Consider the following 20,692-nt stretch of genomic DNA (forward strand, 5'->3'; position numbering starts at 1 on the left):
CTGGGTCGCTACGACCGCACGCCGACCACCGTCGCGACGATCACGATCAGGACCGCGATCCCCGCGACCACCCACAGGATCGCCTCGTAGGGCGGTCCCTCCGGGCCGGGACCGAGCGGGAAGTACTGCCACTCGCTGACGGCCTTCTGGCCCGCCCGTTCGGAGTTGTTGCCGTTCCAGACCGCGAAGGCGACCTGGACGTCCTGGTCCACGTCGAAGTTCGTGCGGTTCTCCCGGTCGACGGTGACGTTGCGGGCGAACACCACGTGCCAGTGCCCGTCCTCGTAGGTGGCGTTGCTCGCGACAGACGGGTTCACCCGCGTCGTCGTGCCCGGGCCGCCGGCGAGCAGTTCCTGTCCGCCGGTCGACGCTCCCCAGTACCAGAGGTTGACCGGCGTGCGGTCGCTCCCCATCGCGATCCCCGGGTTGGCGCTCTCGTTGGCGGGGAGCTGGACCGCGACCGCGTCCCCGAAGGAGTTCACCCGCGGCGTCTCGTAGCGACTGCCCGTGAGGTTCGCGTCGGCGGACGGGTCCTCCCAGTCGAGCCGGACGAACAGCTGGTCGTCGGTCTCCGCGGCGCGGACCCGGATCACCTCGATGGTCGTGTCGTCGGCGTTGGGCGCGCCGCTCGGCGCGCTCGCCAGCGAGACCTCCTTCGAGGGCGTCTGGCCCCACGCGTCGCCGGTCGGGTCCGACAGCGAGGCGCGAGCGTCCTGGAGTTCCGTCACGGGCACCTCGTTGGCCGGCCGCGCGCCGACGAGCGTCGGTGCGACCGCGGCCAGCGCCACGAGCGTGACCGCGACCGCGACGGGCAGCAGCGATCGATCCCGCCGTCCCTCCCCCTCACCCATCTTCGAAGACCTCCAGACGGTACTGTTTCGCCATGTCTTTCGTGGTGAGCAGGTCCATCAGCTCGCTGTCCTCGCCGCGGCGGACCCGGTCGCGGTGGCGCTCGATGGTGTCGAGCGCGTCGTGGACGTCGTCGCCGAACAGCTCCTCCAGGTACGGCCGCGGGATCCGTTCGATGTCGACCGACTCGCCGTCTTCCGTGTGTTGGGGCGGGGCGAACGGCGGGATGTAGTAGACGTTCGGCTCCGTGTGGAACTCGGGGTGGAGTCGCAGCGCGACCTCGTACTCCTCGACGAGCTTGTAGATGGGGCCGTCCTCGTCGTCGAGGAAGCCGACCAGCCGGAGCTGCGGCGGACACTCCGTCGCGCAGGCCGGCGGGCGCACCTCGTCGTCGGGTCCCTCCGCCTCCTTGCGGGGATAACAGAAGATGCACTTCTCCGATTTCTTCTTCAGGACGTTGAAGTGGACCTTGTTGTACGGACAGCCCTCGACGCAGTAGCGATACCCCCGGCAGCGCTCCTGGTCGACGAGGACGATACCGTCCTCCTCGCGCTTGTATAATGCCTTCCGCGGGCAGGCCTCGGCGCAGGAGGGGTGCGTGCAGTGGTTGCAGATCCGCGGCAGGTAGAAGTAGTAGCTGTTGGGGTACTCGCCGGCGCCCTGGTCCTCGTCCCAGTTCGGGCCCCACTCGGGCGTCTCCCCCTTCGGCCGGAGCGACTCGTCGCTGCCGTCGTAGAAGATCTCGTCGTGGTTGAACTCCCAGGGGCGCCCCCAGTCTTCCTGGCTGGGGAGTTCGCCGACCTCGCGCTCGCCGTGGGTGTCTTCCATGTCGGCCTGCTCGGCGGACTCGAACCCGCCGCCCTTCTCCTCCCAGTCGCGCGGGTAGCCGCGACCGGGCTTGGTCTCGACGTTGTTCCAGTACATGTACTCCCGGCCGCCGCCCTCCGTCCAGAGGGTCTTGCACGCGACCGTGCAGGTCTGGCAACCGATGCACTTGTTGAGGTCCATCACCATCGCGACCTGGTGGTCGACGCCGTCGGCCAGTTCGACGGTCGCGCCGTCATCCTCCTGGAGACTCACTGGCCGTCACCCCCGTCCTCGTCGCTGGAACCGCCGTCCGTCGCGGTCGGGGTCTCCGTCTCCCCGTCGGCTCCGTCCACGGTGTCGTCGGTGTCGCCGCTGACGTTGTCCGCGTCGTCGGTCTCCAGCCAGCTCCGGTCCATCGACTCGACGAGTTCGACCTCGACGTTGACGTCGCTGTTGACGCCGGTCGGGCCCCAGTAGTTGGGCCGGAACGAGAGGTGTTCGCCGCTGTCCTCCGGGTACTGGACGAGCTGCGTGGGTTTCATGTACATGTCCACGAGGGTGTTGAAGTTGCCGCGGCTCTCGAACTGGAATCGCTCCCAGGCGAAGTACATCCGCGCAGTCCCCGGCTCGCTGCTCGGGTACACCTTCGCCTGGAGCTGTAGTTCGTCGGTGTCGTTGTACACCCGCACGACGTCGCCGTCCTCGATGTCCCGCGCTGCGGCGTCGTCGGGGTGGAGATAGACGAGCGGTTCGCCGCGCTGCAGCCGGAGCATCGTCTCGTTGTCCCGCCACGTCGAGTGGATCGACCACCGGCCGTGCGGCGTGTTGTATCGCAGGGTGTACTCTTCGGGGTCCTGCGGTTCGTACGGGCGCTTGTGCGTCGGGAGCTCCTCGTCGAAATCGAGGAACCAGTCGTGGTCGATGTAGTACTGCTGGCGCCCGGTGAACGTCGGCCACGGCTCCTTGTCCTGAACGAAGCGTTTCCACGGCGTGTACGCCTCCCCGTCCTCGATCGGCGATGTCCAGTGGTCGCCCGAGGCCAGGAACCGACGGGGCTGCTCGTCGATGTCGTCGAACGTGATCTGCTGGCCTTGCCCGGTCTGCGCAGCGGTTTCGTCGCCAGCGCCGCCAGTGTCGTCGCCGCCCGACGACGTCTCGTTACCCTCCGAGTCGGCGGCGGCCGCGTCTTCTTCCGCACCGTCTCTCGCGGGCGCCTCCTCGTCGTCCCCCGACACGCTCCCCGGGTTCGTCTCCTCGGAGTGTTCGAGGATGAACTCGCAGGCGGCGCGGTCTTCGGCCAGCGCGCCGGCCTCGCCGGTCAACTGGTCGCGGACGTAGTCGTCGTGGACCGTCGTCAGGTCGATCTGGCGGTCGAACGACCGGTCGTCGACCGGTTCGAGGTCCCGTTCGCTCGCGAGTTCCTGGATCTTCTGGGCGAGCTCCCGGAAGATCTGCCAGTCGGTCTTCGACTCGCCCAGCGGTTCGACCGCGGGCGTGAACGGGTGCACGTACGTGTGCATGTCCGTCATGTTCAGGTCGTACTTCTCGTAGTGGCTCGCCGCGGGGAGCACGATGTCCGAGTACAGCGCCGAGGAGTCCATCCGGAAGTTGATGTCGACGACGAGGTCCAGCTTCGGCCACAGGTTCTGTTTGATGGAGACCCCGCCCTTGGACTGGTTGAAGTAGTTCCCCCGCCAGATGAACATGACCGAGGGGTCGGGACGGGTCCCGTCCTCGCGGCGTTCGGGGTACACCGGCATCCACCCCCGGTCGATCGATTCCTGGATGCGTTCGCGGGTGTCGTCGTCGACCTCGCCGAGGATACCGCCGTGGTAGTAGGTCCACAGCGCCGTGGCGACCGATCGTCCCGGGACGGGGAAGGCCAGTTCCGACCAGCCGTGGAACGTCCAGATCTTCTCCTGGCCGACGTAGTGGTCGAAACCGGTGCCCTGACGACCGAGGTTCCCGGTCAGCGTGAGGAGCAACTGGATGGAGCGGTTGCCCAGGTCGTTGTGGTACCAGTCGTTGACGCCCTTGCCGTGGATGACCTTCGCGCGCTCGACGTCGGCGAACTCGCGAGCGATCCGCTGGTAGGTCTCCGTGCCGACGCCGGTCTCGTCGTAGACGAACTCCGGATCGTACTGCGAGAGCTCGTCCTGGAGCCGGTTCCAGACCGTCCGGACCCGCACAGACCCGTCGGCCGCGTCGACGGAGTCGTCGACGTCGAGCCGGGGGTCGAAGTCGAGTTCGATGCTGGCTTCGGGGTCGTACTCACCGGCGCGGTTGCCGAGCGACCCCGGCGCGGTCCGCAGTCCGCCCTCTCCGTCTGCGAGGACGAACACCTTCTCGGGGTCGCCCGCGTCGCCTCCGAGGCCCGGGACCTCGCTCGCGCGCAGGAACTTGCCAGTGTCCTCGCGGACGAGCAGCGGCATGTCCGACTGCTCTTTGAGGTGGGCCTCGTCGTACATGTCCTCGTCGACGATCGTCCGGGCCATCCCCAGCGCGAGGGCGATGTCCGACCCCGGGTCCGGGGCGAGCCACTCGTCGCAGTGGATGGCGGTCTGGGAGTAATCGGGGAAGACGCCGACGCGCTTGGTCCCCTCGTAGGCCGCCTCCAGGAAGTACTTCGCGTCGGGGATGCGCGTCACGTTGACGTTCGACCCCCAGGCGATGATGTAGTCGGCGTTGTACCAGTCGGCGCTCTCGGCGTTGTCCGTCTGGACGCCCCACGTCAGCGGCTCGCCGGGGGGCAGGTCCGAGTACCAGTCGTAGAAGGAGTGCGAGACCCCGCCCAGGAGGCGGATGAGTCGCGACCCGCTGGCGAAGGAGACCGGGCTCATCGCCGGGATCGGGGTGAACCCCGAGACACCGTCGTAGCGCTCGGCCTGCACCTCCTCGATGACCTTCTCGGCGATCTCGGTGAGCGCTTCGTCCCAGGAGATCTGTTGCCACTGGCCTTCGCCGCGCTCGCCGACCCGCCGCAACGGGGTGGTCACCCGGTGGTCGGCGTTGACGTAGTCGGTGTAGCAGGCGCCCTTCTGGCAGCCGCGGGGGTTGGGGTCGGGGACGTCCTCGTCGAACTGCGGATAGTCGGCGGCCTGCTCCTCGCGCCAGACCTGGCCGTTCTTGACGTAGACGTTCCACGAGCAGGAACCCGTGCAGTTGACGCCGTGGGTGCTCCGGGAGACCGAGTCCCAGTCCCACTCCTCGCGGTAGAGGTCTTCCCAGTCGCGGTACTGGTAGTCCCCGATGTAGTCGCCGTCGGGGACCGTCTGGAGCCCGTCGAGCTGGAAGAACTCCTGGGCGAGGCCCGTGCCGCTCGCACCGAGGGCCGCCGCGACGCCCGCTCCCTTCAGGAACGAGCGACGGTCGACGGTCCTCGTTCCGGAGTCGGTTCGCTGGCTGTCTCTGTCGTCGTTGGATCTGTGGTCACTCATCTGTATCGTCGCGTGCCGGATCGGCCGTTCGTTCGACGAACACGGTACTGAGCGCGAGCGCCGCACCGCTCGCGCCGAGCGCGACTCCCACCACAGAGCCCCCTCCGACTTCGAGGCCGGCTGCCACGAGCGCCACCCCGCCGAGCTTACTCAGCCGGTCGGCCCACCGGTAGGTCCGCGGGTCGAGCGCGAACCGCCCGCCGGCGTCACGCACCGTCGTCACCCCCCGCTGGCTCACTGTCGTCCCTTCCCGGCGGCTCGTCGTCGTCCCTTCCCGGCGGCTCGTCGCCGCCCCCTCCCGGTGGCTCGTCGCCGTCTCCTCCCGACGCCTTGCCGCCGGGGTCGTCCCCCGACCGCTCCCCGCTGGTTTCGCCCGAGGCGGCTCGCTCGCCGCCGTCCGGGGTGACCTCCGGGCGGGTCCCGTACAGCGGGCCGTCGTACCGGTCGATGGCGAGGTACGTGATCGCGCCGGCGACGATCGGCCCGAGGATCGTCGCGGCCAGCAGTATCGGGTTGATGACCCCCGTCGAGAGGCCGGTGATGTCGGCGACGATAGTGTTCATCCCCGCGATGGAGGCGATCATGATGAACACGACGCCGGCGACGCCGACCGCGGTCTGCCAGGCGCGGGCGAGCGGGTCCACCGAGAAGTGGCGGGGCTCGTCCCGGGAGTCGATGAACGGCCAGACGAACAGGAGGCCGAAGACGATCCCCGGTAGCATCATCCCGCCGATGAACTCCGTGCTGACGTGGACGCCGAGCAGGTCGAAGCTCAACCACCCGGGCAGCAGCTTCAGGAAGCCGAACACCCACATCAGGAACCAGTCGGGCATGATGAGTTCGGGCGTCGACGCCGGGTCGTTCGGCCCGTACTCGGCGACGTTGTGGACCGGCAGGAACGCGGCCAGCAGTGACAACGTCGCCATCGTCAGGAAGAACACGATCGCGCTGATGGCGGCCTGGTTCGGGAACGCCGGCAGGCCGACCACGACGCTGTCGTCGTCGCGGTTGATTCGCCTGCCCTCGCCCACGAGGTCGTCCTCCCGCGGCGCCTCCGTGTGTTTCTGCCTGACGAGGATCGCCATGTGGACGGCGATCAGCCCCGCGATGACGGCCGGCAAGAGGAAGACGTGGATGAAGTAAAACCGCGGCACCGTCGCGCTCGAGGGGTACTCGCCGCCGAAGACGATCGCGCCGAGGATATCCCCCACTATCGGGACGGAATTCGCGATGCTGTAGCCGATCCCGGTCGCGGTGCTGGCGAACTCGTCGAACGGCAGCGCGTAGCCGGTGTACGCCGCGAACATCGAGGCGACGGCCAGCCCCGACCCGACGACCCAGTTCGGCTCGCGGGGGTTCTGGTAGGCGCCGGTGAAGAACACCCGGAGCATGTGCAGCGACAGGGCGGCGACGAAGAGGTGGGCCGCCCAGTGGTGCATCCGCCGCAGGAACATCCCGTAGGGCACCTCGTAGGTGATGTTCAGGACGCTCACGAACGCCTCCGGCAACTGCTCGCCCTGGTACTGCGCGACGCTACCCTCGTACTCGACGTCCGACGTCGACGGCTCGAAGAAGAACCCGAGGAACATCCCCGTGAGCACGAGGACGAGGAAGCAAAACAGCGCGATCTCCCCGAGCAGGTACGAGTCCTCGGCGGGGAACGCCTTGCCGAGGATGGGGATCTGGCTGTCGAGTTCGAGGCGCCCGTCGAACCACCGGTAGAGCCGGTCCAGTCGGTCGCCCACGGTCACTCACCCCCGGCACCGATCGGCCCCTCGAAGTCGCCCGTGGCGACGAGCGTTCCCTCCTCCGAGAGCCGGATCGGGAGTTGCGGCAGCGGTCGCGGCGGCGGCCCGCCAACGACGCTGGCCCCCGAGAGCGGGTCGAACTTCCCCGCGTGGCAGGGGCAGACGAGCGTGGTGTCGTCGATGTTCGACACCATACATCCCGCGTGCGTGCAGACCTTCGAGTACGCCGCGTAGCCGCTGACGATCCAGTCGGCGTTCGTCCCGTCGCCGTACTCCCCCTCCTCGAACCTGACCAGCAGCGTCGGCGCGTCTTCGATCCCGGGGTTCGTCTCCGGGAACACCGTGGTGAAGTCACCGAACGCCAGGGAGTCCTCCGTGATCGGCTCGCCCTCGGCGTCGACGAGCGCCACGTCGTCGCTGTACACCGGTCCGGAGTAGCCGCGTTCGAACACCCGCGTGAGCCCCGCGAGTGGCGCGGCCAGGCTCGCGACCACCGTCAGCCCCCCGACGGTCGCGAGCCCCTTCGCGACGTCGCGGCGCTCTATCTCGCCCCGGTCGTCCGACGCGAGGGACCTCGTCCGAACGACTCGCCCGCCGCCGTCGGAATCGCCATCCCCCTCTGGCTCCGCTCGGGCGACGTCCAGGTCGCCGAACTCCGCGCCGGGCACCGGGTCGTTCGATCTAGCACACGGGCACCCGTGGCTGGACTCGTCGTTCCGGTCGTCGCCTGGCCCCGTCATCACGAGTGCCCCCTTCGTTCGGCGACTTCGATGTGCGGCATGAACCAGGCGTAGTAGGCGACCGTGAGTCCCGTCAGCGACAGGAACATCCCGGCGGCGTAGATCCCGAAGTACTGGGTTCGCGCGAGCGTGAAGTACTCGCCGGTGAACAGCGCGGCGAAGACGATCGAGAGGACCGTCAGTCCGCCCATCGCCACGATCCCCTCGACGCCTTCCGACGCGTCGTGGTACTCGACCACCCAGCGATCCCTCGTCTGCATCCACGTTGGGGTCGCCACGCCCCCGTCGGTGGCGGCCGCCTCGTCGTCGCGAGCCGTGGGTCCCGCGTCCGGCGGTCGCACGGCCGCGTTCACGAACCGGTGTGCCGCCGCGAGCACGCCGAAGAGAGCGAACAGTGCGACCCAGACGATGACGCCGACCTGGCTCGGCGAGAGCTTGTTCGGCGTGTCGACGAAGCCGTCCAGCGGCCGGATCTCGCTGGCGCTGTGGTCGATCTCTATCTCTTCAGTGGGGGGTTCGCCCTGGATGGCGACGAACCACATCGGCAGCAACACCAGCGAGACGAGAACGAAGACCACGACCGTCGGTCGCCTCATCGCGCCCCCCGTTTCGGCCCAGGAACTCCCCGACCTGTCGGACTGGAGTCACACCGAGAGGAAATGTGCCAGTTCACAACGAGGAGCGTCAGTACGAGCCCACTTGTAAACACGTGACGGTGTTTCTTCGAAATCTCGGCGTGGAACTCGTTACACGGAGGTTATACGCAGTATCCGGATACCAGCTTCCCTCCCAGTTCGCGACCACAGTCGTTCGCGGACAGCTAGAAAGACGGTACCGGAGACGTAACGGATGATTACCGGGTTCCCTGACGACCTGTGGTCGTCGTCTGTATCGTCGCAGCGCCTGCCGACACTCGTCGAACGACGCGAGCGTCGGCCTCGAGCGAGGGGGGCGGTTCTACCCCTGTTCGACTTCGAAGATCTCGTCTGCGGCGAGCCCGTGGGCTTCGCGGTGCACCGCCTCGCCTGCTTCTTTGCTCGGGCCTTCGAACAGACAGAACACGGCACCTTCGTCCTCGTCTACCCAGTAGTTCAGGTATTCGACCCCGTGTTCCTCCTGGGTCTCGACGTCTTTCTTGTGGGACTCAACGACGTCTTCGACGCTCGCGTCGACGTCTCTATGAATGTCCATGTAGAGTGGCATCGCAACTCGTACCACGCCGCCGCGGCGGAAAAACCGTGAACAATTTCACGCCAGGTCGACGGTTGAGTAATCGAGTAACAACCCGCCCGGAGAGCGTTCCCAGTCTGGCACTGGTCGCCGTCCCGGCACTGGTCGCCGTCCCGGCACTGGTCGCCGCCTTCCGCCCCTGCTGAAGCCCGACAGTTCGAATTGGCCGTGATATCGCTCCGGTCCGGTCAGTCGATGGTGTCGGAGGGGCGATCCTCGAAGACCGGCAGCCTTCTCCGAGTCGTTTCCGTGTAATACCTTAGTGCCTTCACCTCGTTGAGAGGAACGAAGAGCGAGCATGGAGAGAACACATGAATCGCAGTAGTCCGACGGACAGCGCCACCGTCCCGTGGCGTTCGCGTCCGCTCCAGGCGATACTCGCCAGCACGGCGATCCTGCCGCTGGGCGTCCCCATGCTGAGCCCGGTTCTTCCGGCGATCCGGGACCACTTCGGCGTCGGTGACGCCGGTGCGAGCCTCGTCGTGGTGGCGTATTTCCTCCCCGCCGTGATCCTGTCCCCCCTCATCGGCGTGCTCATCGACCGCGCTGGTCGCCGGCGTGTGATGGGGGCGGCGCTCGTGATATGGAGCGCCGCCGGTACCGCCGTCGCCGCCGGTCCCGCCTTCGAGATCGTCCTCTCCCTTCGACTCGTCCAGGGCGCCGCAGCCGCGGCGGTGCTGATCGTCACCGTGACCCTGATCGGTGACCTGTTCGATGGCGTTCGACGCAACGCCGTGATCGGGATGAACGCGGCGACGCTGTTTGTCGGAGCCGCTCTCGCCCCGCTCGTCGGCGGCGTGCTCGTCGAATACGGATGGACCGTTCCGTTCGGCGCGTACGTCGTCGGATTCCCGGTCGCCGTGTTCGCCCTCTACGCGGTCGCCGAACCGGCTCGCGGGCGCCCGAAAACGGGAATCGGCTACATTCGCGGGGCCGTCGCCGCGTTGCCGACCGGTCCAGCGATCGGTCTCTACGGCAGTGCGATACTCGTCGAGTTCGCCACCTTCGGCGCGATCCTGACCGCCCTCCCGTTCGTCCTGGTGGGGGAGTACAGGACGGCACCGGTCGTCGTCGGTGCGGTCATCACTGCGAACCTGCTCGTCAGTGCGTTCGTCTCCGCGAACAACGGCCGGCTCGCCGCACGGGTACAGGAGCGGCGACTCATCGGGGCAGGGTTCGTCATTATCGCCGTCGGTCTCCTGTCTACCTGGTTCGCCAGCGGTCCGCTCCACTTCGGTATCGCAGCCGCGGTCTTCGGTGGCGGGTACGGTCTCGTCTTCCCGTCTGTGGACGCATCGATCAACGCCATGGCCCCGTCGAGCTATCGAGCCGGCGCACTCAGTCTCCGGAACAGTGCGACGTTCCTCGGCCGCGGGACCGGACCACTGCTGTTCGCTTTCGCGGCGTCCGGTGTCGGATACCGTCTCGTCCTCGTGGTTTGCGGTGCCGGTATCCTCGTCGTCGGAGTGAGCGCGCTGGCGCTCCCTCGTCGATACCGACGCCCGGAATCCGCCGAGGAGTAACTCGCCGCCCAAAGGGATTTGTACGAACCTCTCCAAATGTTCTCGAACGTATACGGGGGGTGCCCGTTTGGAAGGAGCCCTAATCGCGGTTACTGCTCTACTGGCGTTTGAAAAATACCCCCTCTATACGTTCATTCACCACACACCAGCGCGGACGTCGACGAGAACCCTGGCTGCGGTAAACGCGTTTCCGACCTTCGATTCGATGGCTCTGGCGGATCCGAATTCGTATTCTACGGGCGTCAGGAACTCCGGCGGGAAATCGTAGTACGACTGCGACGTGGAACGGCCGTCGTCCACGTCGAACGATACGCTGGACGCCGTCTCGATCGCGTCGATAATTTGCCCCTTTTCGCTATTCGTTATCATTCCCGATTCGTCCAGAACGCGTAATTTCCGGTCGACCTCCATCTCCTCGATCCGCTTTCGGATGTCGTCGGACGCTCTCTGTTCGTCATCGACTAGATCGCGTCTAATGAGGTCGACGTCTATCGTTCTCCACTGATTTTCGTTGGTCGAATCGCGGAGGGAAGTCGATTGCGGCGGCGGCTCCGCTTCCAGTATCTTCACGAAGATGTCGTCGATCGTGAATCTGAGGAGGTCCGAAATCGAGGAGAAATACAGGAAGAGCAGTTCCGTTTGTGTCGGGCGATCCTCGTTTCGTAACGGTTCCGTGACGCGTTGAGTGATCGCCGTTCGTAATCTCCGCAGTTGAACGAGCGGACGGGCGATCGGGTTACCGTCCGAACTGACGACGCGATTTGGCACTGGAACGAGATTTCGATTGACGTCCGCTTCCGTTATCTCGTCGGCTTCTATCAGCACGTTCGAATAGAACCCCTGTATGAGCGCGTGACCGTACGCTGTCTCGTACTTTTCCTTCTGCCTGTATGCGACGAGGGTCCCGACCAGCAAGAGCGGAACCGCAGAGACGACGAATAGCGCCCGGGTGTAGTTACTGAGAAGATACACCGGAAATGCGACTGAATAGGCCGCAGTTCCGAGTGCGAACGCGACGATCAGAGACCGTGAGAACTGTTCGAGCATGAGCCACCGCTCGGCGAGGTTCGTTTCCCGATACAGACGGTTTCGAACCAACCAGAAGAGGGACGGAAGCCTGTTCTCTCGGAGACTTTCGTCCGGGCCTGTACCGATAGTGTACGACGTCTTGAAGTATTTTTCAGCCCCTTTCACGAACCTGTACTCGTTGCTGTTGCCCTGCTTGAACCCGTCGACCAGCAACTCCTGGAACACAGCTCGCTGGTCTTCGAAGGCGCTTCCGATGGTCTGCAAGACGTATCCGAGCGCGTACGAGAGGAGCGAGAACCCTGCAGCGAGGAACAGCGATTCGAGAAACACTGCCGGAAGTGCGGTGGCGATGCTCGAAGCGACCTCTGGGAGCGCGAGCAGCAGCAGAAGTAAGATTCCGCCGGGGAGGGCCACGACCAAGTTATCGAATGCGCTTATCTGGTCGGCGTCCATAAGTGACAGTTCTAAACGCTATTTGCTATAATAACGTTGGGCCGACAACTATCATTGGCCTGGGCGAAGAGTCGAGAAGACGGATCGGGCGGCCGCAGGACGACCGCTGGCCAGGTCGGGACCGCACTGTTTTCAGACGCTTCGCGGAGTTCGTGGTGGCGGTACCGGCTAGTTATTTCGCCTACGTGCGCCGCTCGTCTCGGACTGGACCGAGACCACGGAAGAAAGGACAGAGCCACAGAGAGTTCCGATCTACGAAGCCCTGCGGTACGTCAGCCGAACATCTGGCGCATCATGGGGTGCATCTCCATGAGCTGCTCTTCGGCGATCTCCTCGTAGATCTTGTAGGTGATGGAGACCGTCAGCAGCAGGCCCGTCCCGGAGACCTCACCGATGGTGCCCATCATGTTCGCGAGGACGGCCAGCAGGCCGACCAGCGCACCGCCGATGACGGTCACCTGCGGGATGTAGCGTTCGAGCACCTTCTCGATGACGCTGGTGTTCCGGCGGAAGCCGGGGATCTCCATCCCGGAGTTGTGGATCTGCTGGGCGGTCGCCTCCGGACCCATGTCCGTCGTCTCGACCCAGAAGATGGCGAAGATGGCGCCGCCGATGACCATGAACGTCAGGTCGACGCCGACGCGGAGCATGATCTGCCAGGGCTCGTTGGTCGTCTGGCCGAGCCACCACATCCACTGGCCGGGACTGCGGACCGGCGCCATGTAGTAGAACAGGCCGCCGACCGGGTTGGCGACGCCGCCCTGGCTCGACTGGTACGTTCCCAGCCACGCCGGGAGACTCCCCAGCTGCGCGTGCAGGATGCGACCCAGGAACTGCAGGTTCGCCTGCAGCGCGCGGACGAGGATCATCGGCAGGACGCTCGCGTAGATGAGCTTCACGGGGAAGCGACCGCGGGCGCCCTTGACGCGCGTGTTCGACAGGGGGATCTCGACGCGGACGCTCTCCGCGTAGACGACCACGACGAAGATCAGCACCGTCGTGATCAGCGCGAGGATCTGCCCCTGGCCGAAGATGAGCGTCTGGAAACCGCTACCGAGGATCGGGCCGACGTCGATGCGGCCGGTGAGGATGCCGATCCACGTCGGGATGATGCCGATGTTCTGCTCGTTGCCGATGAAGCTCGTCGAGACGAGCCCGCCGATCAGTCGCTGGCTGACGCCGGCGATGATGAACAGGCCGATCCCGGAGCCGACGCCCCACTTGGAGATGACCTCGTCCATGTAGAGGATGAGGACACCGCCGACGAAGATCTGGGCGAACATCAGCCACTTCACGCCCATGATACCGCCGGGGAACGACCGCGCGAGCGACTCGCTGGCCGGCAGGAAGCTCCCGGCGAACACCATCGGCAGGCCGGTCAGGCAGATCATCACGAGCACCAGGAACTTCTGCAGGCCCTGGTAGAGCACCTGATCCCGGGGGTTGTTCTGCGTGTCGAGGCCGAGTAGGTCGGCACCGCCGAGCAACTGCAACACGATGCTCGCCGTGACGATCGGTCCGATACCGAGTTGCAGTATCGTCCCCTGGCCACCGGCCAGGATCGAACGGAACTGTCCGAAGACGTCGCCGCCCTGTCCGCCCCCGAGGCCGAACAGGTAGACGTTCGTCAGGAAAAAGTACAGCACCAGCACGCCGGCCGTCCAGCCGAGTTTCCGCTTGAAGGGGACGTGCCCCTCCGGTCGCTGGACGGTGGGCATGCGGGTGAGTACCGGTTCGGCGGTGTCCTTCCAGCCCATGTTTATGAGTCGTCTTCGTCGTCAGGTGTATCCTTGTCGGTTTGCTCGGCGCGCTCCTTCCCGGTGACCGTCAGCTCCGTGCTGCCGCCCGCCGCCTCGATCTTCTCTTCGGCGGCCTCGGAGAAGTCGTCGGCGAGCAGGTGCAGCTCGTTGCGGACCTGGCCGCCGCCGAGCACTTTCACGACGTCGACCTCGTGGCCGTCTTCGACGACGTCGCGCGCGTCGATGCGGAAGCCGTCGCCTTCCTCGTCGGCGACGCCCTCCGCGGCCAGCAGCGCGGCGTCCTCGTCGAGCTGACGAACGTCGATCGCTTCGACGTCGTCCTGCACGTCGTCCGGTCGCTTGAACCCGTGTTTGTCCCACGGGCCGTGGTTGTGCATCTCGTGTTTGCGGCTCCCGGCGTTGCCGCGTCCGCCGCGGTGGCCGGCGCCGCGGCGGTTCTTGTGGGAACCGCCGCCGTGCGTGCGCGAGCCGCGCTGTCGTTTCTTCTTGGATGTCATCGCATCGCCTCCAGGAGGTCGTCGATGGACTCGGAGTCGTGTCGCCCGAGCTCCCCGCCCTCCTTGGTCGGGTGTTTGATCCCGTCGTGACCGCCACGCGGGGGGTGCAGGCGCAGCGTCGGCGCCAGCCCCTGCTCTTTGAGCGTCGTCTCCTCGTCGACCAGCGCCTCGGCGAGTTCCTCGACGCTCATGTAGTCGGTGTTCGCCACGACCCACGAGTCGTCGATGTCGGCCTCGCCCTCGAGGGGCTCGCCGCGGCGCTCGATGAGGAGCGCGACCGTCTCGACGCTGGGCTCGCCGAAGGCCACGTAGTCGTTGACCTTCGTGACCATGCCCCGGTAGGTCTCCGTCTCGGGGACGAAGGTGGCGTGGTTCACGCTGTGGACGTTGAGCATCTCGAGCGTGTCCCGAACGTCCTGGTTCATGTTCACTTCGCCGCGAAGCTGTACGAGCGCTTGCATCACTCGATCACCTCTCGCTTCTCCCAGGTCTCCTGGGGGACGCGGGCTTCCGCGGTGTTCTGGAGCGCGTTGAACGTCGCCTTCGCGAAGTTCACCGTCGTGCGCGTGTTGCCCGACGAGCGCGTCCAGATGTCCTCGATGCCCGCGAGTTCGAGCACGTGCCGGACGGTCTCTCCGCCCGCCAGTCCGAGCCCGCGCGGCGCGGGCTGGAGCTCGACCTCGACGCTGCCGGCCTTGCCGGTCGTCCGGAGCGCGACGGTGTGGGCGCGCCCACAGCCACACTCCCAGGACCCGCAGCCCCGCGAGACGTCGATGAGGTTCAGCTTCGCCACCTCGATGGCCTTCTGGATGGCGCCGCCGACCTGGTCGTCGCGCCCTTCCGCGTAGCCGACGAGGCCGTCGCGGTTGCCCACGACGACCACGCAGCGGAACTTGACGCGTCGCCCGGAGTCGGTCATGCGCTGGACCATGTTGATGTCCAGCACCTCGTCTTCCAGCCCGGGGACGAGCTGGTCGACGATCTCGGGCTCTTTCAGGGGCAGGCCGGAGTTGAGGGCGTCCTGCATCGAGTCGATCTCGCCCTCGGCCACCGCCTTGCCCAGGCGTGTGCGCGGCTCCCAGCCGCTACTCATAGTTCATCCGCCTCCAGCAGTTGTTCTCGCATGTCGTCGAAGTGTTCCGGTAGGTCTGTTGCGTCGAACTCCCCGCTGTACAGCCCGTCGTCGAGCTGTTCGGCGTACTCGGCGATGTGCTCGCCGCGCGTGCGCGACCAGTCCGCGAGCACGCTGTCGTTGTGGGGAATGTCGAGTCCGGCGTCGATTGCGCCTTCCTGTACTGCGAATACTTTGCTACCCGGCGTCGGCGAGTTGAGGCCGATGTCGAGGACGGCCTCGTCGAGGCCGGCCTCCTTCGCGCGCAGCCCCGCGAGGACCCCGGTCAGGTAGGCCGCGGGCATGTTGCCCGTCGGGCCTTCCCAGCCGTAGTCCTCGAGATCGCTGGAGTGCGCGCTCGCGGCCGTCTCGTCGCCGTTCGTCCCGGTCGTGACCAGCTGCGCCGTGACGTGCTTGTTGCTCTTGCGAGCGACCAAGCGCGGTTTACCGGATTTCAGCAGGCGCAACCTCTGATGGTAATCGGTCCGGGCCTCGCGGCGACGCCGCATCGGCACCGTGTAGCGTGGTCCTGTCGCCATTAGTTGTCCTCCAAAGTTCGTTCGATGTCCGCGACGCTGTCGAACTCCCCGCCGCTCGCGCGGTCGTAGAGCTCGCGGTAGCGCGACTTCGAGATGGTCCCGTCGTCGCGCAGCTCGCGGAGCTTGTTCCGCTGTGCGCGGATCTTCGACTGCCACTTCTCCTTCTCGTTCTCGCGCCCGCCGGCCGTCCCCTTCCGGGACCCCTGTCCCTTCTGGTGACCGTAGGCGCGTTTCTCCTGGCGCTCCCGCGCGCGACCGCGCGAGTTACCCTTCGGCGCTTCGGCGCGGATGGCGCCTTCGTCGACGAGCTGGCGGATGTCTTCGCGCGTGATCGCGTCCGCGAGCTCGCCCTGTCGCTCGGGGTCGAGCCAGATCTTGTTCTTCCCGACGTCGAGGACGTCGGAGGCCATTCGCTTCTGTGCGCTCAGGTCAGTCATCTACTTCGACCTCCTCGTAGGTGGGGTTGAGCACGCGGATCTCTCGGTCCTCGGCCTCGTCCTCGATGCGCTCGCGCTTGCGACCGCCGACTTTCGAGGCGATGCGGACGGCCTGCGTGTCGCCGTCGACGTCCTCGAGGTCGTCGAGGTTGTGCACGTGCACTTCCTCGAAGCCCGAGGGGTGCAGGCCGCGAACCTCCGTCGGCGAGCGGAAGCCCGCCTGGACGGTGTCGCCCTTGCCCTTGATACCGATCCGCTGTTTCGAGAGCTGGCCACGGGGCTTGCGCCACGACGTGGAGACGCGCTTTTTCTTGTGGTGGTCCTGCCGGTTGAACTGCGGCTTGCTCGTGCTCGCTCGCTGGTTGAGCAGCCGCTCGGTGTTCTCGTCGAGGTCCGGCTCGAAGTCGACCTCGATGCGCGGGCGCATCTCGGTCTCGACGTCTTCGGCCGGTTCCTCGGCGGCCTCGGTCTCCTCTTCTTCGACCTCGGCCTCCGTCTCTTCGGCGACTTCGAGACCGCCGACGTCCGCCTTGATGCGGGCCGCCAGGGCGTTGCCCACCACGTCGGCGAGCTCCTCCTGACTGGCGCCGCGGACGTCGTCGACCGTGTCGTAGCCGGCCTCCTCGAGGTCCTCCGCGCGGGAGGGCCCGACGCCGCTGATGTCCTCGAGCGTCTCGAACTCCTCGTCGCCCTGCTCCTCGTCGGAGCCGGTGTCTTGATTGTCGTCTGCCATCAGGCGTCACCTCGAGTCGGTTTCTGTGTGATGTACACCCCGTCCTGGAAGACGCGAACGTCCTTGTCCGGGACGCGGGTGAGCTGTTCGATGTCCGCGGCGGTCTGACCGACTGCTTCGACGTCGGGGCCGCGCAGGGTGATCTGCTCCTCTTCGACCTGCACCTCGGTGTCGCCGTGGATCTCCGTGCGGCGCGGCGCGCGCTCGCCGAGGAAGTTCTCGATGACGACTTCCTCGCCGTCGACGTCGACCTGCATCGGGAAGTGGGAGTAGAAGACTTCCATCTCGTACTCCCAGCCGTCGGTCACGCCGTGGAACATGTTCCGGACGTGACTCTCGAAGGTCCCCAGCGTCGACATCGTCTTCGCGTCGTCGGCGTCGCTCTCGATGACGACCGAGCCGTCCTCGACCGACACCGAGACGTCGGGGTACCAGAGCCGCCGGGTCACGCTGCCGTTGGGCCCCTCGACTGTGAGTTCGAGGTGGTCCGTCTCGGCGCTTACCTCGTCTGGAATTTCGAGTTCTGTGCGTGGCATTGTTAGTAGACGTACGCGATGACCTGGCCACCGATGCCCTCCTCGCGGGCCTCGTAGTGGCTCATGATCCCGTGGCTGGTCGTGACGACGAGCGTCCCGTAGTCACGGGCGGGGAGGAATCGCTTCTCCCACTTCTCGAACTCGTCGGCGCCCGCCGAATAGCGGGGCAGGACCGGGCCACATTCGTTGATCGCTCCTTTCAGTTCGACCTCGAACTGACCGGCTTTGCCGTCGTCGACGAAGGTGAACCCGTCGATGTACCCGCGGTCGTAGAAGACCTCGAGCACGCTGCCGATCTCGTTCGAGGCGGGTGATACCTCGTGGTCGAGATGCCCGACGCTCTCGGCGTTGTCGATCCCCGAGAGCGCGTTGGCGAGTGGGTCGTTTCCTGTCATGAATACTTCCTGAAGCCCATGCTTCGGGAGACTTCCCGGAAGCACTGTCGACACAGCCAGATGTCGTACTTGCCGACCAGTCCCTGCTCGCGGCCGCACCGCCGGCAGGTCTCGAGCTGGCCTGTCCGCTTTGCAACCTGCTCGCCTGTCTCTGCGTCGTCGGGCTCTGATTCGCTTTCGCTCATTCGCTGACCTCCACGTCGAACGTCCCCTCGACGAACGCGACCGCGTCGTCGACGTCGAGCCGGTGACTCGACGGGATCTGTCGGGACGCCTTGTCTCGCTTGGACACGCGGTAGCCCGGCCGGACCAGGTTGACCGTCACGTCCAGGCCGTAGATACCGGTGTTCGGGTCGTACTCCTGGCTCGGGAAGTCGGTGTGTTCCTCGACGCCGAAGCTGAAGTTGCCGGTGTCGTCGAACTGCGACCGACTCAGGTCGGCCAGGGAAAGCGCCGTTCGGAGGAACTCGTCGGCGTCCTCGTCGCGCAGCGTGACCTTCGCACCGATCGGGTCGCCCTGCCGGAGGCCGAACTCGCCGACCGTCGCCTTCGCCTGCGTGCGGACCGGCTGCTGGCCCGCCACGTCGGCGAGGATCTCCTCGGCGTCCGCGAGTTCGCGACCGCCCTCACCGACGCCCATGTGGACGACGACCTTCTCGACGCGCGGTTCGCGCATCTCGTGGAACTCCGAATCGGCGGTCTCGGAGCTCATTCGCCGTCACCTCCCTCGTCGACGTCGGCCGAGGCCTCCTCGGTCACGTCCTCGGGGGCCTCGTCGTCGTCGCTCGTGAAGTTCTCGTCGATGACGACGACGTAGCTCTCGATCGTCTCGAAGCCCTCGCCGTCGTCCTGCTCGACGAGCACGTTGTTCTCGGCGCTGCCGGGCGTGACCTGGATGGTCTCGACCGTCCCGATCTCGCCGGCGTGGGCGCCGTCGACGGCCGTGACCAGCGCGCCCTCTTCGTACTCGAAGTGGGCGACGATCTCGCCGTCGTCGTTCGAGACGACCACGGAGTCGCCGCCGTCGTAGGGGGCGCCCTCGTCGACGACCAGCGTCTGCCCGTCGTGGAGCGTGAGCTGGACGTCGCCGCCGGGGACGTGCTGTTTGTTCTCGATCTTGCCGAGCGTCGAGTCCGCCGCGTCCTCGTCGATCGGGGTCAGGGCGAGTCGGCCGCCCTGACCGGGGAACACGCGGTAGTACTCGTCTCGCTCGACGAACGCCAGGATGTCGAACATCCCGACCGGACGCTCCTCGTCGGAGACCGCCTTGCCGTTGATCAGGACGCTGTCCTGGTTGAGGGCGTAGCGGGCCTCCTTGCGGGTGTCCGCGTAGCCGAGCACGTCGCGCAGGACGATGAGCAGGGGAACCCCCGCCTCGCCGTGCGGGCCGGCGTCGGCCTTGACGGTGAACGTCTCGGTCTTGCGTTCGATCGGCCAGCTGTTCGGCACCGAGAGTCGTTTCTGATGCTTCGTCATGCGCTGTCCTCCTCGGATTCGAGACGCTCCTCGCGGAGGTCGTCCTCGAGGTTCAGGTCGGTGACGCGCAGGTTCGAGGCGTCGACCGGGCGGGGGACTTCCTCGCCGTCGGCCGCCTCGACCGTCACGTCCTCGACGCGGACCGCCGTCTCCGACAGGTCGACGTCGATGACCTCGCCGGACTCGCCGGCGAAGTCGCCGCGCAGCACCTCGACCGTGTCGCCTTCGTTGACACGGACGTTGCGCTGGCCGTACTCGTCTCGCAGGTCGGGCGCGAGCGTGGCACGAACCTTCACGTGGCGCTCGTGGAGCGCCGCGGAAGCGTCGTCGTTTCGCTGTTTGCGTGGTTGCTTGCTCATACTATCATCGTCGCCGTCGAGGCGACCGATCCGAATCGCTCCGCGACTTCGCGGGCGATGGGTCCTTTCAGTTCGGTCCCGCGGGGGTCTTCGTTGTCGTCGACGACGACCGCCGCGTTGTCTTCGAACTTCACGCGGGTGCCGTCCGGGCGGCGGATCGGCTTGCGCTGGCGGACGACGACCGCCTCCAGCACCTGCCGCCGCATCTCCGGGGTCCCTTTCGTGACCGAGACGGTGATCTTGTCACCGATACCCGCCTTCGGGTGGCGGTTCTTCGTTCCCGAGTAGCCGGCGATGGAGATGACCTTGAGCTCGCGTGCGCCCGTGTTGTCGGCACACGTGATCAGCGAGCCCTTCTCCAGACCCTGCGTGACGTCTGCTTTCATCGCCTCCATCAGTCGTCACCTCCCTCGCGAGAGACAACGACGTGGCTTTTCGTCTTCGAGAGCGGTCGACACTCTGCAATCGTGACAGTATCGCCTTCGGCGAGGTCGAGACACTCGGGTGCGTGGGCCGGAACACGGCTCCGCCGTTTCATCAGGCGGTCGTATTTCGGCACCGGCACGTCGTACTCTCGCTCGACGACGACGGTCTTGTCCATGTCTGTCGACGCGACTGTGCCTTCCAGCGTCTGCCCGCGGACACTCAGGGTGCCGTGGAACGGGCAGTTCTCGTCGTCACAGGCCGCGTCGGGTTCTTGTACGTTCAATCCTAGCGCCATTTGCTATCACCAGATTTCTCCGTTCTGCGTGCTGGCCGTGCGACCAGCCTGCGTCCTTCGACGGTCACGACCTCGCCCGATGCGAGTTCGAACTCGAAGGTCGTCCCCTCCTTGGGGACTGTCGCCACCCGATTCGCTCCCGCCGCCGGGGGCTCGTCGCTCCCGCGCTCGATGCCGAGGGTCTTCGTCGTCTCCGCGACGACTGTCCCCTCGATACTGAGCAGGTCGGGGTTGGCGCCCGCGCGAACGCGGACCTCCAGCCCGACCAGTTCGTGTCGCGGCAGCGTCTCGGGTGTTAGCGGCATTATTCGG

26 protein-coding genes are annotated in these 20,692 nt (G+C 66.3%); 1 reads left to right on the forward strand and 25 read right to left on the reverse strand.

From position 1 onward, the window contains the following. Nucleotides 1-8: 8 nt before the first annotated feature. The 8 genes from ACMGFE_RS10420 to ACMGFE_RS10455 form a co-directional block, all read right to left on the reverse strand. A complete protein-coding gene (locus tag ACMGFE_RS10420) occupies nt 9-851 on the reverse strand; it encodes an ethylbenzene dehydrogenase-related protein (protein ID WP_436925090.1) in 843 nt (280 codons plus the stop codon). After that, nucleotides 844-1,929: a nitrate reductase subunit beta gene (gene narH, locus ACMGFE_RS10425; RefSeq protein WP_436925091.1), complete on the reverse strand. Its 1,086-nt coding sequence runs from the start codon at nt 1,927-1,929 to the stop codon at nt 844-846. Before narH ends, ACMGFE_RS10420 begins: the two co-directional genes overlap by 8 nt. Further along, nucleotides 1,926-5,093, reverse strand: a complete 3,168-nt coding sequence (locus ACMGFE_RS10430; protein ID WP_436925092.1) for a molybdopterin-dependent oxidoreductase — start codon at nt 5,091-5,093, stop codon at nt 1,926-1,928. The genes narH and ACMGFE_RS10430 overlap by 4 nt, the downstream gene beginning before the upstream one ends. After that, nucleotides 5,086-5,331, reverse strand: coding sequence for a DUF8120 family protein (locus ACMGFE_RS10435; RefSeq protein WP_436925093.1), 246 nt, complete (start codon nt 5,329-5,331; stop codon nt 5,086-5,088). Before ACMGFE_RS10435 ends, ACMGFE_RS10430 begins: the two co-directional genes overlap by 8 nt. Further along, nucleotides 5,300-6,838, reverse strand: coding sequence for a cytochrome b (locus tag ACMGFE_RS10440; protein ID WP_436925094.1), 1,539 nt, complete (start codon nt 6,836-6,838; stop codon nt 5,300-5,302). Before ACMGFE_RS10440 ends, ACMGFE_RS10435 begins: the two co-directional genes overlap by 32 nt. A gap of 2 nt (nt 6,839-6,840) precedes the next feature. After that, nucleotides 6,841-7,581: a Rieske (2Fe-2S) protein gene (locus tag ACMGFE_RS10445; RefSeq protein ID WP_436925095.1), complete on the reverse strand. Its 741-nt coding sequence runs from the start codon at nt 7,579-7,581 to the stop codon at nt 6,841-6,843. Then, nucleotides 7,581-8,177 carry a hypothetical protein gene (locus ACMGFE_RS10450; protein ID WP_436925096.1) on the reverse strand — a complete coding sequence of 199 codons (597 nt, stop codon included), beginning with the start codon at nt 8,175-8,177 and terminating at the stop codon, nt 7,581-7,583. Before ACMGFE_RS10450 ends, ACMGFE_RS10445 begins: the two co-directional genes overlap by 1 nt. A gap of 361 nt (nt 8,178-8,538) precedes the next feature. After that, entirely contained in the window at nt 8,539-8,784 is a 246-nt protein-coding gene (locus tag ACMGFE_RS10455; protein WP_436925097.1) for a DUF4242 domain-containing protein, read from the reverse strand. A 338-nt stretch (nt 8,785-9,122) separates the two neighbouring features. On the opposite strand from ACMGFE_RS10455, the gene ACMGFE_RS10460 reads away from it, so the two are divergent. Next, the gene (locus tag ACMGFE_RS10460; protein WP_436925098.1) at nt 9,123-10,334 is read left to right on the forward strand and encodes an MFS transporter; all 1,212 of its coding nucleotides are present in this window, start codon (nt 9,123-9,125) and stop codon (nt 10,332-10,334) included. A 135-nt stretch (nt 10,335-10,469) separates the two neighbouring features. Here ACMGFE_RS10460 and ACMGFE_RS10465 read toward each other — a convergent pair whose 3' ends face one another. From ACMGFE_RS10465 to ACMGFE_RS10545, 17 genes are all read right to left on the reverse strand, one after another. After that, complete coding sequence (locus tag ACMGFE_RS10465; RefSeq protein ID WP_436925099.1) at nt 10,470-11,816, reverse strand: hypothetical protein; 1,347 nt, start codon at nt 11,814-11,816, stop codon at nt 10,470-10,472. Between the two features lie 272 nt (nt 11,817-12,088). Next, nucleotides 12,089-13,573 (reverse strand): preprotein translocase subunit SecY, encoded by a 1,485-nt coding sequence (secY, locus tag ACMGFE_RS10470; RefSeq protein WP_436925100.1) that lies wholly within the window; start codon nt 13,571-13,573, stop codon nt 12,089-12,091. A 2-nt stretch (nt 13,574-13,575) separates the two neighbouring features. After that, nucleotides 13,576-14,073: an uL15m family ribosomal protein gene (locus ACMGFE_RS10475; protein WP_436925101.1), complete on the reverse strand. Its 498-nt coding sequence runs from the start codon at nt 14,071-14,073 to the stop codon at nt 13,576-13,578. Further along, nucleotides 14,070-14,534 carry a 50S ribosomal protein L30 gene (gene rpmD, locus ACMGFE_RS10480; protein ID WP_436925102.1) on the reverse strand — a complete coding sequence of 155 codons (465 nt, stop codon included), beginning with the start codon at nt 14,532-14,534 and terminating at the stop codon, nt 14,070-14,072. The genes ACMGFE_RS10475 and rpmD overlap by 4 nt, the downstream gene beginning before the upstream one ends. Beyond that, nucleotides 14,534-15,166 carry a 30S ribosomal protein S5 gene (locus ACMGFE_RS10485; RefSeq protein ID WP_436925103.1) on the reverse strand — a complete coding sequence of 211 codons (633 nt, stop codon included), beginning with the start codon at nt 15,164-15,166 and terminating at the stop codon, nt 14,534-14,536. The genes rpmD and ACMGFE_RS10485 overlap by 1 nt, the downstream gene beginning before the upstream one ends. Beyond that, the gene (locus tag ACMGFE_RS10490) at nt 15,163-15,723 is read right to left on the reverse strand and encodes a 50S ribosomal protein L18 (protein WP_436925104.1); all 561 of its coding nucleotides are present in this window, start codon (nt 15,721-15,723) and stop codon (nt 15,163-15,165) included. Before ACMGFE_RS10490 ends, ACMGFE_RS10485 begins: the two co-directional genes overlap by 4 nt. Next, nucleotides 15,723-16,160 (reverse strand): 50S ribosomal protein L19e, encoded by a 438-nt coding sequence (locus tag ACMGFE_RS10495; protein WP_436925105.1) that lies wholly within the window; start codon nt 16,158-16,160, stop codon nt 15,723-15,725. Before ACMGFE_RS10495 ends, ACMGFE_RS10490 begins: the two co-directional genes overlap by 1 nt. Continuing rightward, nucleotides 16,153-16,893, reverse strand: a complete 741-nt coding sequence (locus tag ACMGFE_RS10500; RefSeq protein ID WP_436925106.1) for a 50S ribosomal protein L32e — start codon at nt 16,891-16,893, stop codon at nt 16,153-16,155. Before ACMGFE_RS10500 ends, ACMGFE_RS10495 begins: the two co-directional genes overlap by 8 nt. Further along, entirely contained in the window at nt 16,893-17,429 is a 537-nt protein-coding gene (locus tag ACMGFE_RS10505) for a 50S ribosomal protein L6 (RefSeq protein WP_436925107.1), read from the reverse strand. The genes ACMGFE_RS10500 and ACMGFE_RS10505 overlap by 1 nt, the downstream gene beginning before the upstream one ends. A gap of 2 nt (nt 17,430-17,431) precedes the next feature. Next, a complete protein-coding gene (locus tag ACMGFE_RS10510) occupies nt 17,432-17,824 on the reverse strand; it encodes a 30S ribosomal protein S8 (RefSeq protein WP_274324817.1) in 393 nt (130 codons plus the stop codon). After that, nucleotides 17,821-18,009: a 30S ribosomal protein S14 gene (locus tag ACMGFE_RS10515; RefSeq protein ID WP_415381416.1), complete on the reverse strand. Its 189-nt coding sequence runs from the start codon at nt 18,007-18,009 to the stop codon at nt 17,821-17,823. The genes ACMGFE_RS10510 and ACMGFE_RS10515 overlap by 4 nt, the downstream gene beginning before the upstream one ends. Next, entirely contained in the window at nt 18,006-18,536 is a 531-nt protein-coding gene (locus ACMGFE_RS10520) for a 50S ribosomal protein L5 (protein WP_436925108.1), read from the reverse strand. The genes ACMGFE_RS10515 and ACMGFE_RS10520 overlap by 4 nt, the downstream gene beginning before the upstream one ends. Continuing rightward, a complete protein-coding gene (locus tag ACMGFE_RS10525) occupies nt 18,533-19,300 on the reverse strand; it encodes a 30S ribosomal protein S4e (protein WP_436925109.1) in 768 nt (255 codons plus the stop codon). Before ACMGFE_RS10525 ends, ACMGFE_RS10520 begins: the two co-directional genes overlap by 4 nt. Next, nucleotides 19,297-19,659, reverse strand: coding sequence for a 50S ribosomal protein L24 (gene rplX, locus ACMGFE_RS10530; protein WP_436925110.1), 363 nt, complete (start codon nt 19,657-19,659; stop codon nt 19,297-19,299). The genes ACMGFE_RS10525 and rplX overlap by 4 nt, the downstream gene beginning before the upstream one ends. Beyond that, entirely contained in the window at nt 19,656-20,054 is a 399-nt protein-coding gene (locus ACMGFE_RS10535; protein ID WP_274324812.1) for a 50S ribosomal protein L14, read from the reverse strand. Before ACMGFE_RS10535 ends, rplX begins: the two co-directional genes overlap by 4 nt. Further along, nucleotides 20,054-20,380 carry a 30S ribosomal protein S17 gene (locus ACMGFE_RS10540; RefSeq protein WP_436925111.1) on the reverse strand — a complete coding sequence of 109 codons (327 nt, stop codon included), beginning with the start codon at nt 20,378-20,380 and terminating at the stop codon, nt 20,054-20,056. The genes ACMGFE_RS10535 and ACMGFE_RS10540 overlap by 1 nt, the downstream gene beginning before the upstream one ends. Then, nucleotides 20,371-20,685 carry a ribonuclease P protein component 1 gene (locus ACMGFE_RS10545; protein WP_436925112.1) on the reverse strand — a complete coding sequence of 105 codons (315 nt, stop codon included), beginning with the start codon at nt 20,683-20,685 and terminating at the stop codon, nt 20,371-20,373. The genes ACMGFE_RS10540 and ACMGFE_RS10545 overlap by 10 nt, the downstream gene beginning before the upstream one ends. Nucleotides 20,686-20,692 lie beyond the last annotated feature (7 nt).

Origin of the sequence: Halosimplex amylolyticum (genome assembly GCF_051414035.1) — an archaeon.
Classification (GTDB): Archaea; Halobacteriota; Halobacteria; order Halobacteriales; family Haloarculaceae; genus Halosimplex; species Halosimplex amylolyticum.

Coding starts and splice junctions, on each gene's coding strand:
- ACMGFE_RS10445 (WP_436925095.1), bottom strand. CDS start 7,581: ATGACGGGGCCAGGCGACGACCGGAACGACGAGTCCAGCCACGGGTGC.
- ACMGFE_RS10430 (WP_436925092.1), bottom strand. CDS start 5,093: ATGAGTGACCACAGATCCAACGACGACAGAGACAGCCAGCGAACCGAC.
- ACMGFE_RS10520 (WP_436925108.1), bottom strand. CDS start 18,536: ATGAGCTCCGAGACCGCCGATTCGGAGTTCCACGAGATGCGCGAACCG.
- ACMGFE_RS10460 (WP_436925098.1), top strand. CDS start 9,123: ATGAATCGCAGTAGTCCGACGGACAGCGCCACCGTCCCGTGGCGTTCG.
- ACMGFE_RS10535 (WP_274324812.1), bottom strand. CDS start 20,054: ATGGAGGCGATGAAAGCAGACGTCACGCAGGGTCTGGAGAAGGGCTCG.
- ACMGFE_RS10450 (WP_436925096.1), bottom strand. CDS start 8,177: ATGAGGCGACCGACGGTCGTGGTCTTCGTTCTCGTCTCGCTGGTGTTG.
- ACMGFE_RS10525 (WP_436925109.1), bottom strand. CDS start 19,300: ATGACGAAGCATCAGAAACGACTCTCGGTGCCGAACAGCTGGCCGATC.
- ACMGFE_RS10505 (WP_436925107.1), bottom strand. CDS start 17,429: ATGCCACGCACAGAACTCGAAATTCCAGACGAGGTAAGCGCCGAGACG.
- ACMGFE_RS10420 (WP_436925090.1), bottom strand. CDS start 851: ATGGGTGAGGGGGAGGGACGGCGGGATCGATCGCTGCTGCCCGTCGCG.
- rpmD (WP_436925102.1), bottom strand. CDS start 14,534: ATGCAAGCGCTCGTACAGCTTCGCGGCGAAGTGAACATGAACCAGGAC.
- ACMGFE_RS10515 (WP_415381416.1), bottom strand. CDS start 18,009: ATGAGCGAAAGCGAATCAGAGCCCGACGACGCAGAGACAGGCGAGCAG.
- ACMGFE_RS10465 (WP_436925099.1), bottom strand. CDS start 11,816: ATGGACGCCGACCAGATAAGCGCATTCGATAACTTGGTCGTGGCCCTC.
- ACMGFE_RS10540 (WP_436925111.1), bottom strand. CDS start 20,380: ATGGCGCTAGGATTGAACGTACAAGAACCCGACGCGGCCTGTGACGAC.
- ACMGFE_RS10510 (WP_274324817.1), bottom strand. CDS start 17,824: ATGACAGGAAACGACCCACTCGCCAACGCGCTCTCGGGGATCGACAAC.
- ACMGFE_RS10485 (WP_436925103.1), bottom strand. CDS start 15,166: ATGAGTAGCGGCTGGGAGCCGCGCACACGCCTGGGCAAGGCGGTGGCC.
- ACMGFE_RS10500 (WP_436925106.1), bottom strand. CDS start 16,893: ATGGCAGACGACAATCAAGACACCGGCTCCGACGAGGAGCAGGGCGAC.
- ACMGFE_RS10490 (WP_436925104.1), bottom strand. CDS start 15,723: ATGGCGACAGGACCACGCTACACGGTGCCGATGCGGCGTCGCCGCGAG.
- rplX (WP_436925110.1), bottom strand. CDS start 19,659: ATGAGCAAGCAACCACGCAAACAGCGAAACGACGACGCTTCCGCGGCG.
- ACMGFE_RS10495 (WP_436925105.1), bottom strand. CDS start 16,160: ATGACTGACCTGAGCGCACAGAAGCGAATGGCCTCCGACGTCCTCGAC.
- ACMGFE_RS10545 (WP_436925112.1), bottom strand. CDS start 20,685: ATGCCGCTAACACCCGAGACGCTGCCGCGACACGAACTGGTCGGGCTG.
- secY (WP_436925100.1), bottom strand. CDS start 13,573: ATGGGCTGGAAGGACACCGCCGAACCGGTACTCACCCGCATGCCCACC.
- ACMGFE_RS10455 (WP_436925097.1), bottom strand. CDS start 8,784: ATGCCACTCTACATGGACATTCATAGAGACGTCGACGCGAGCGTCGAA.
- ACMGFE_RS10475 (WP_436925101.1), bottom strand. CDS start 14,073: ATGACATCCAAGAAGAAACGACAGCGCGGCTCGCGCACGCACGGCGGC.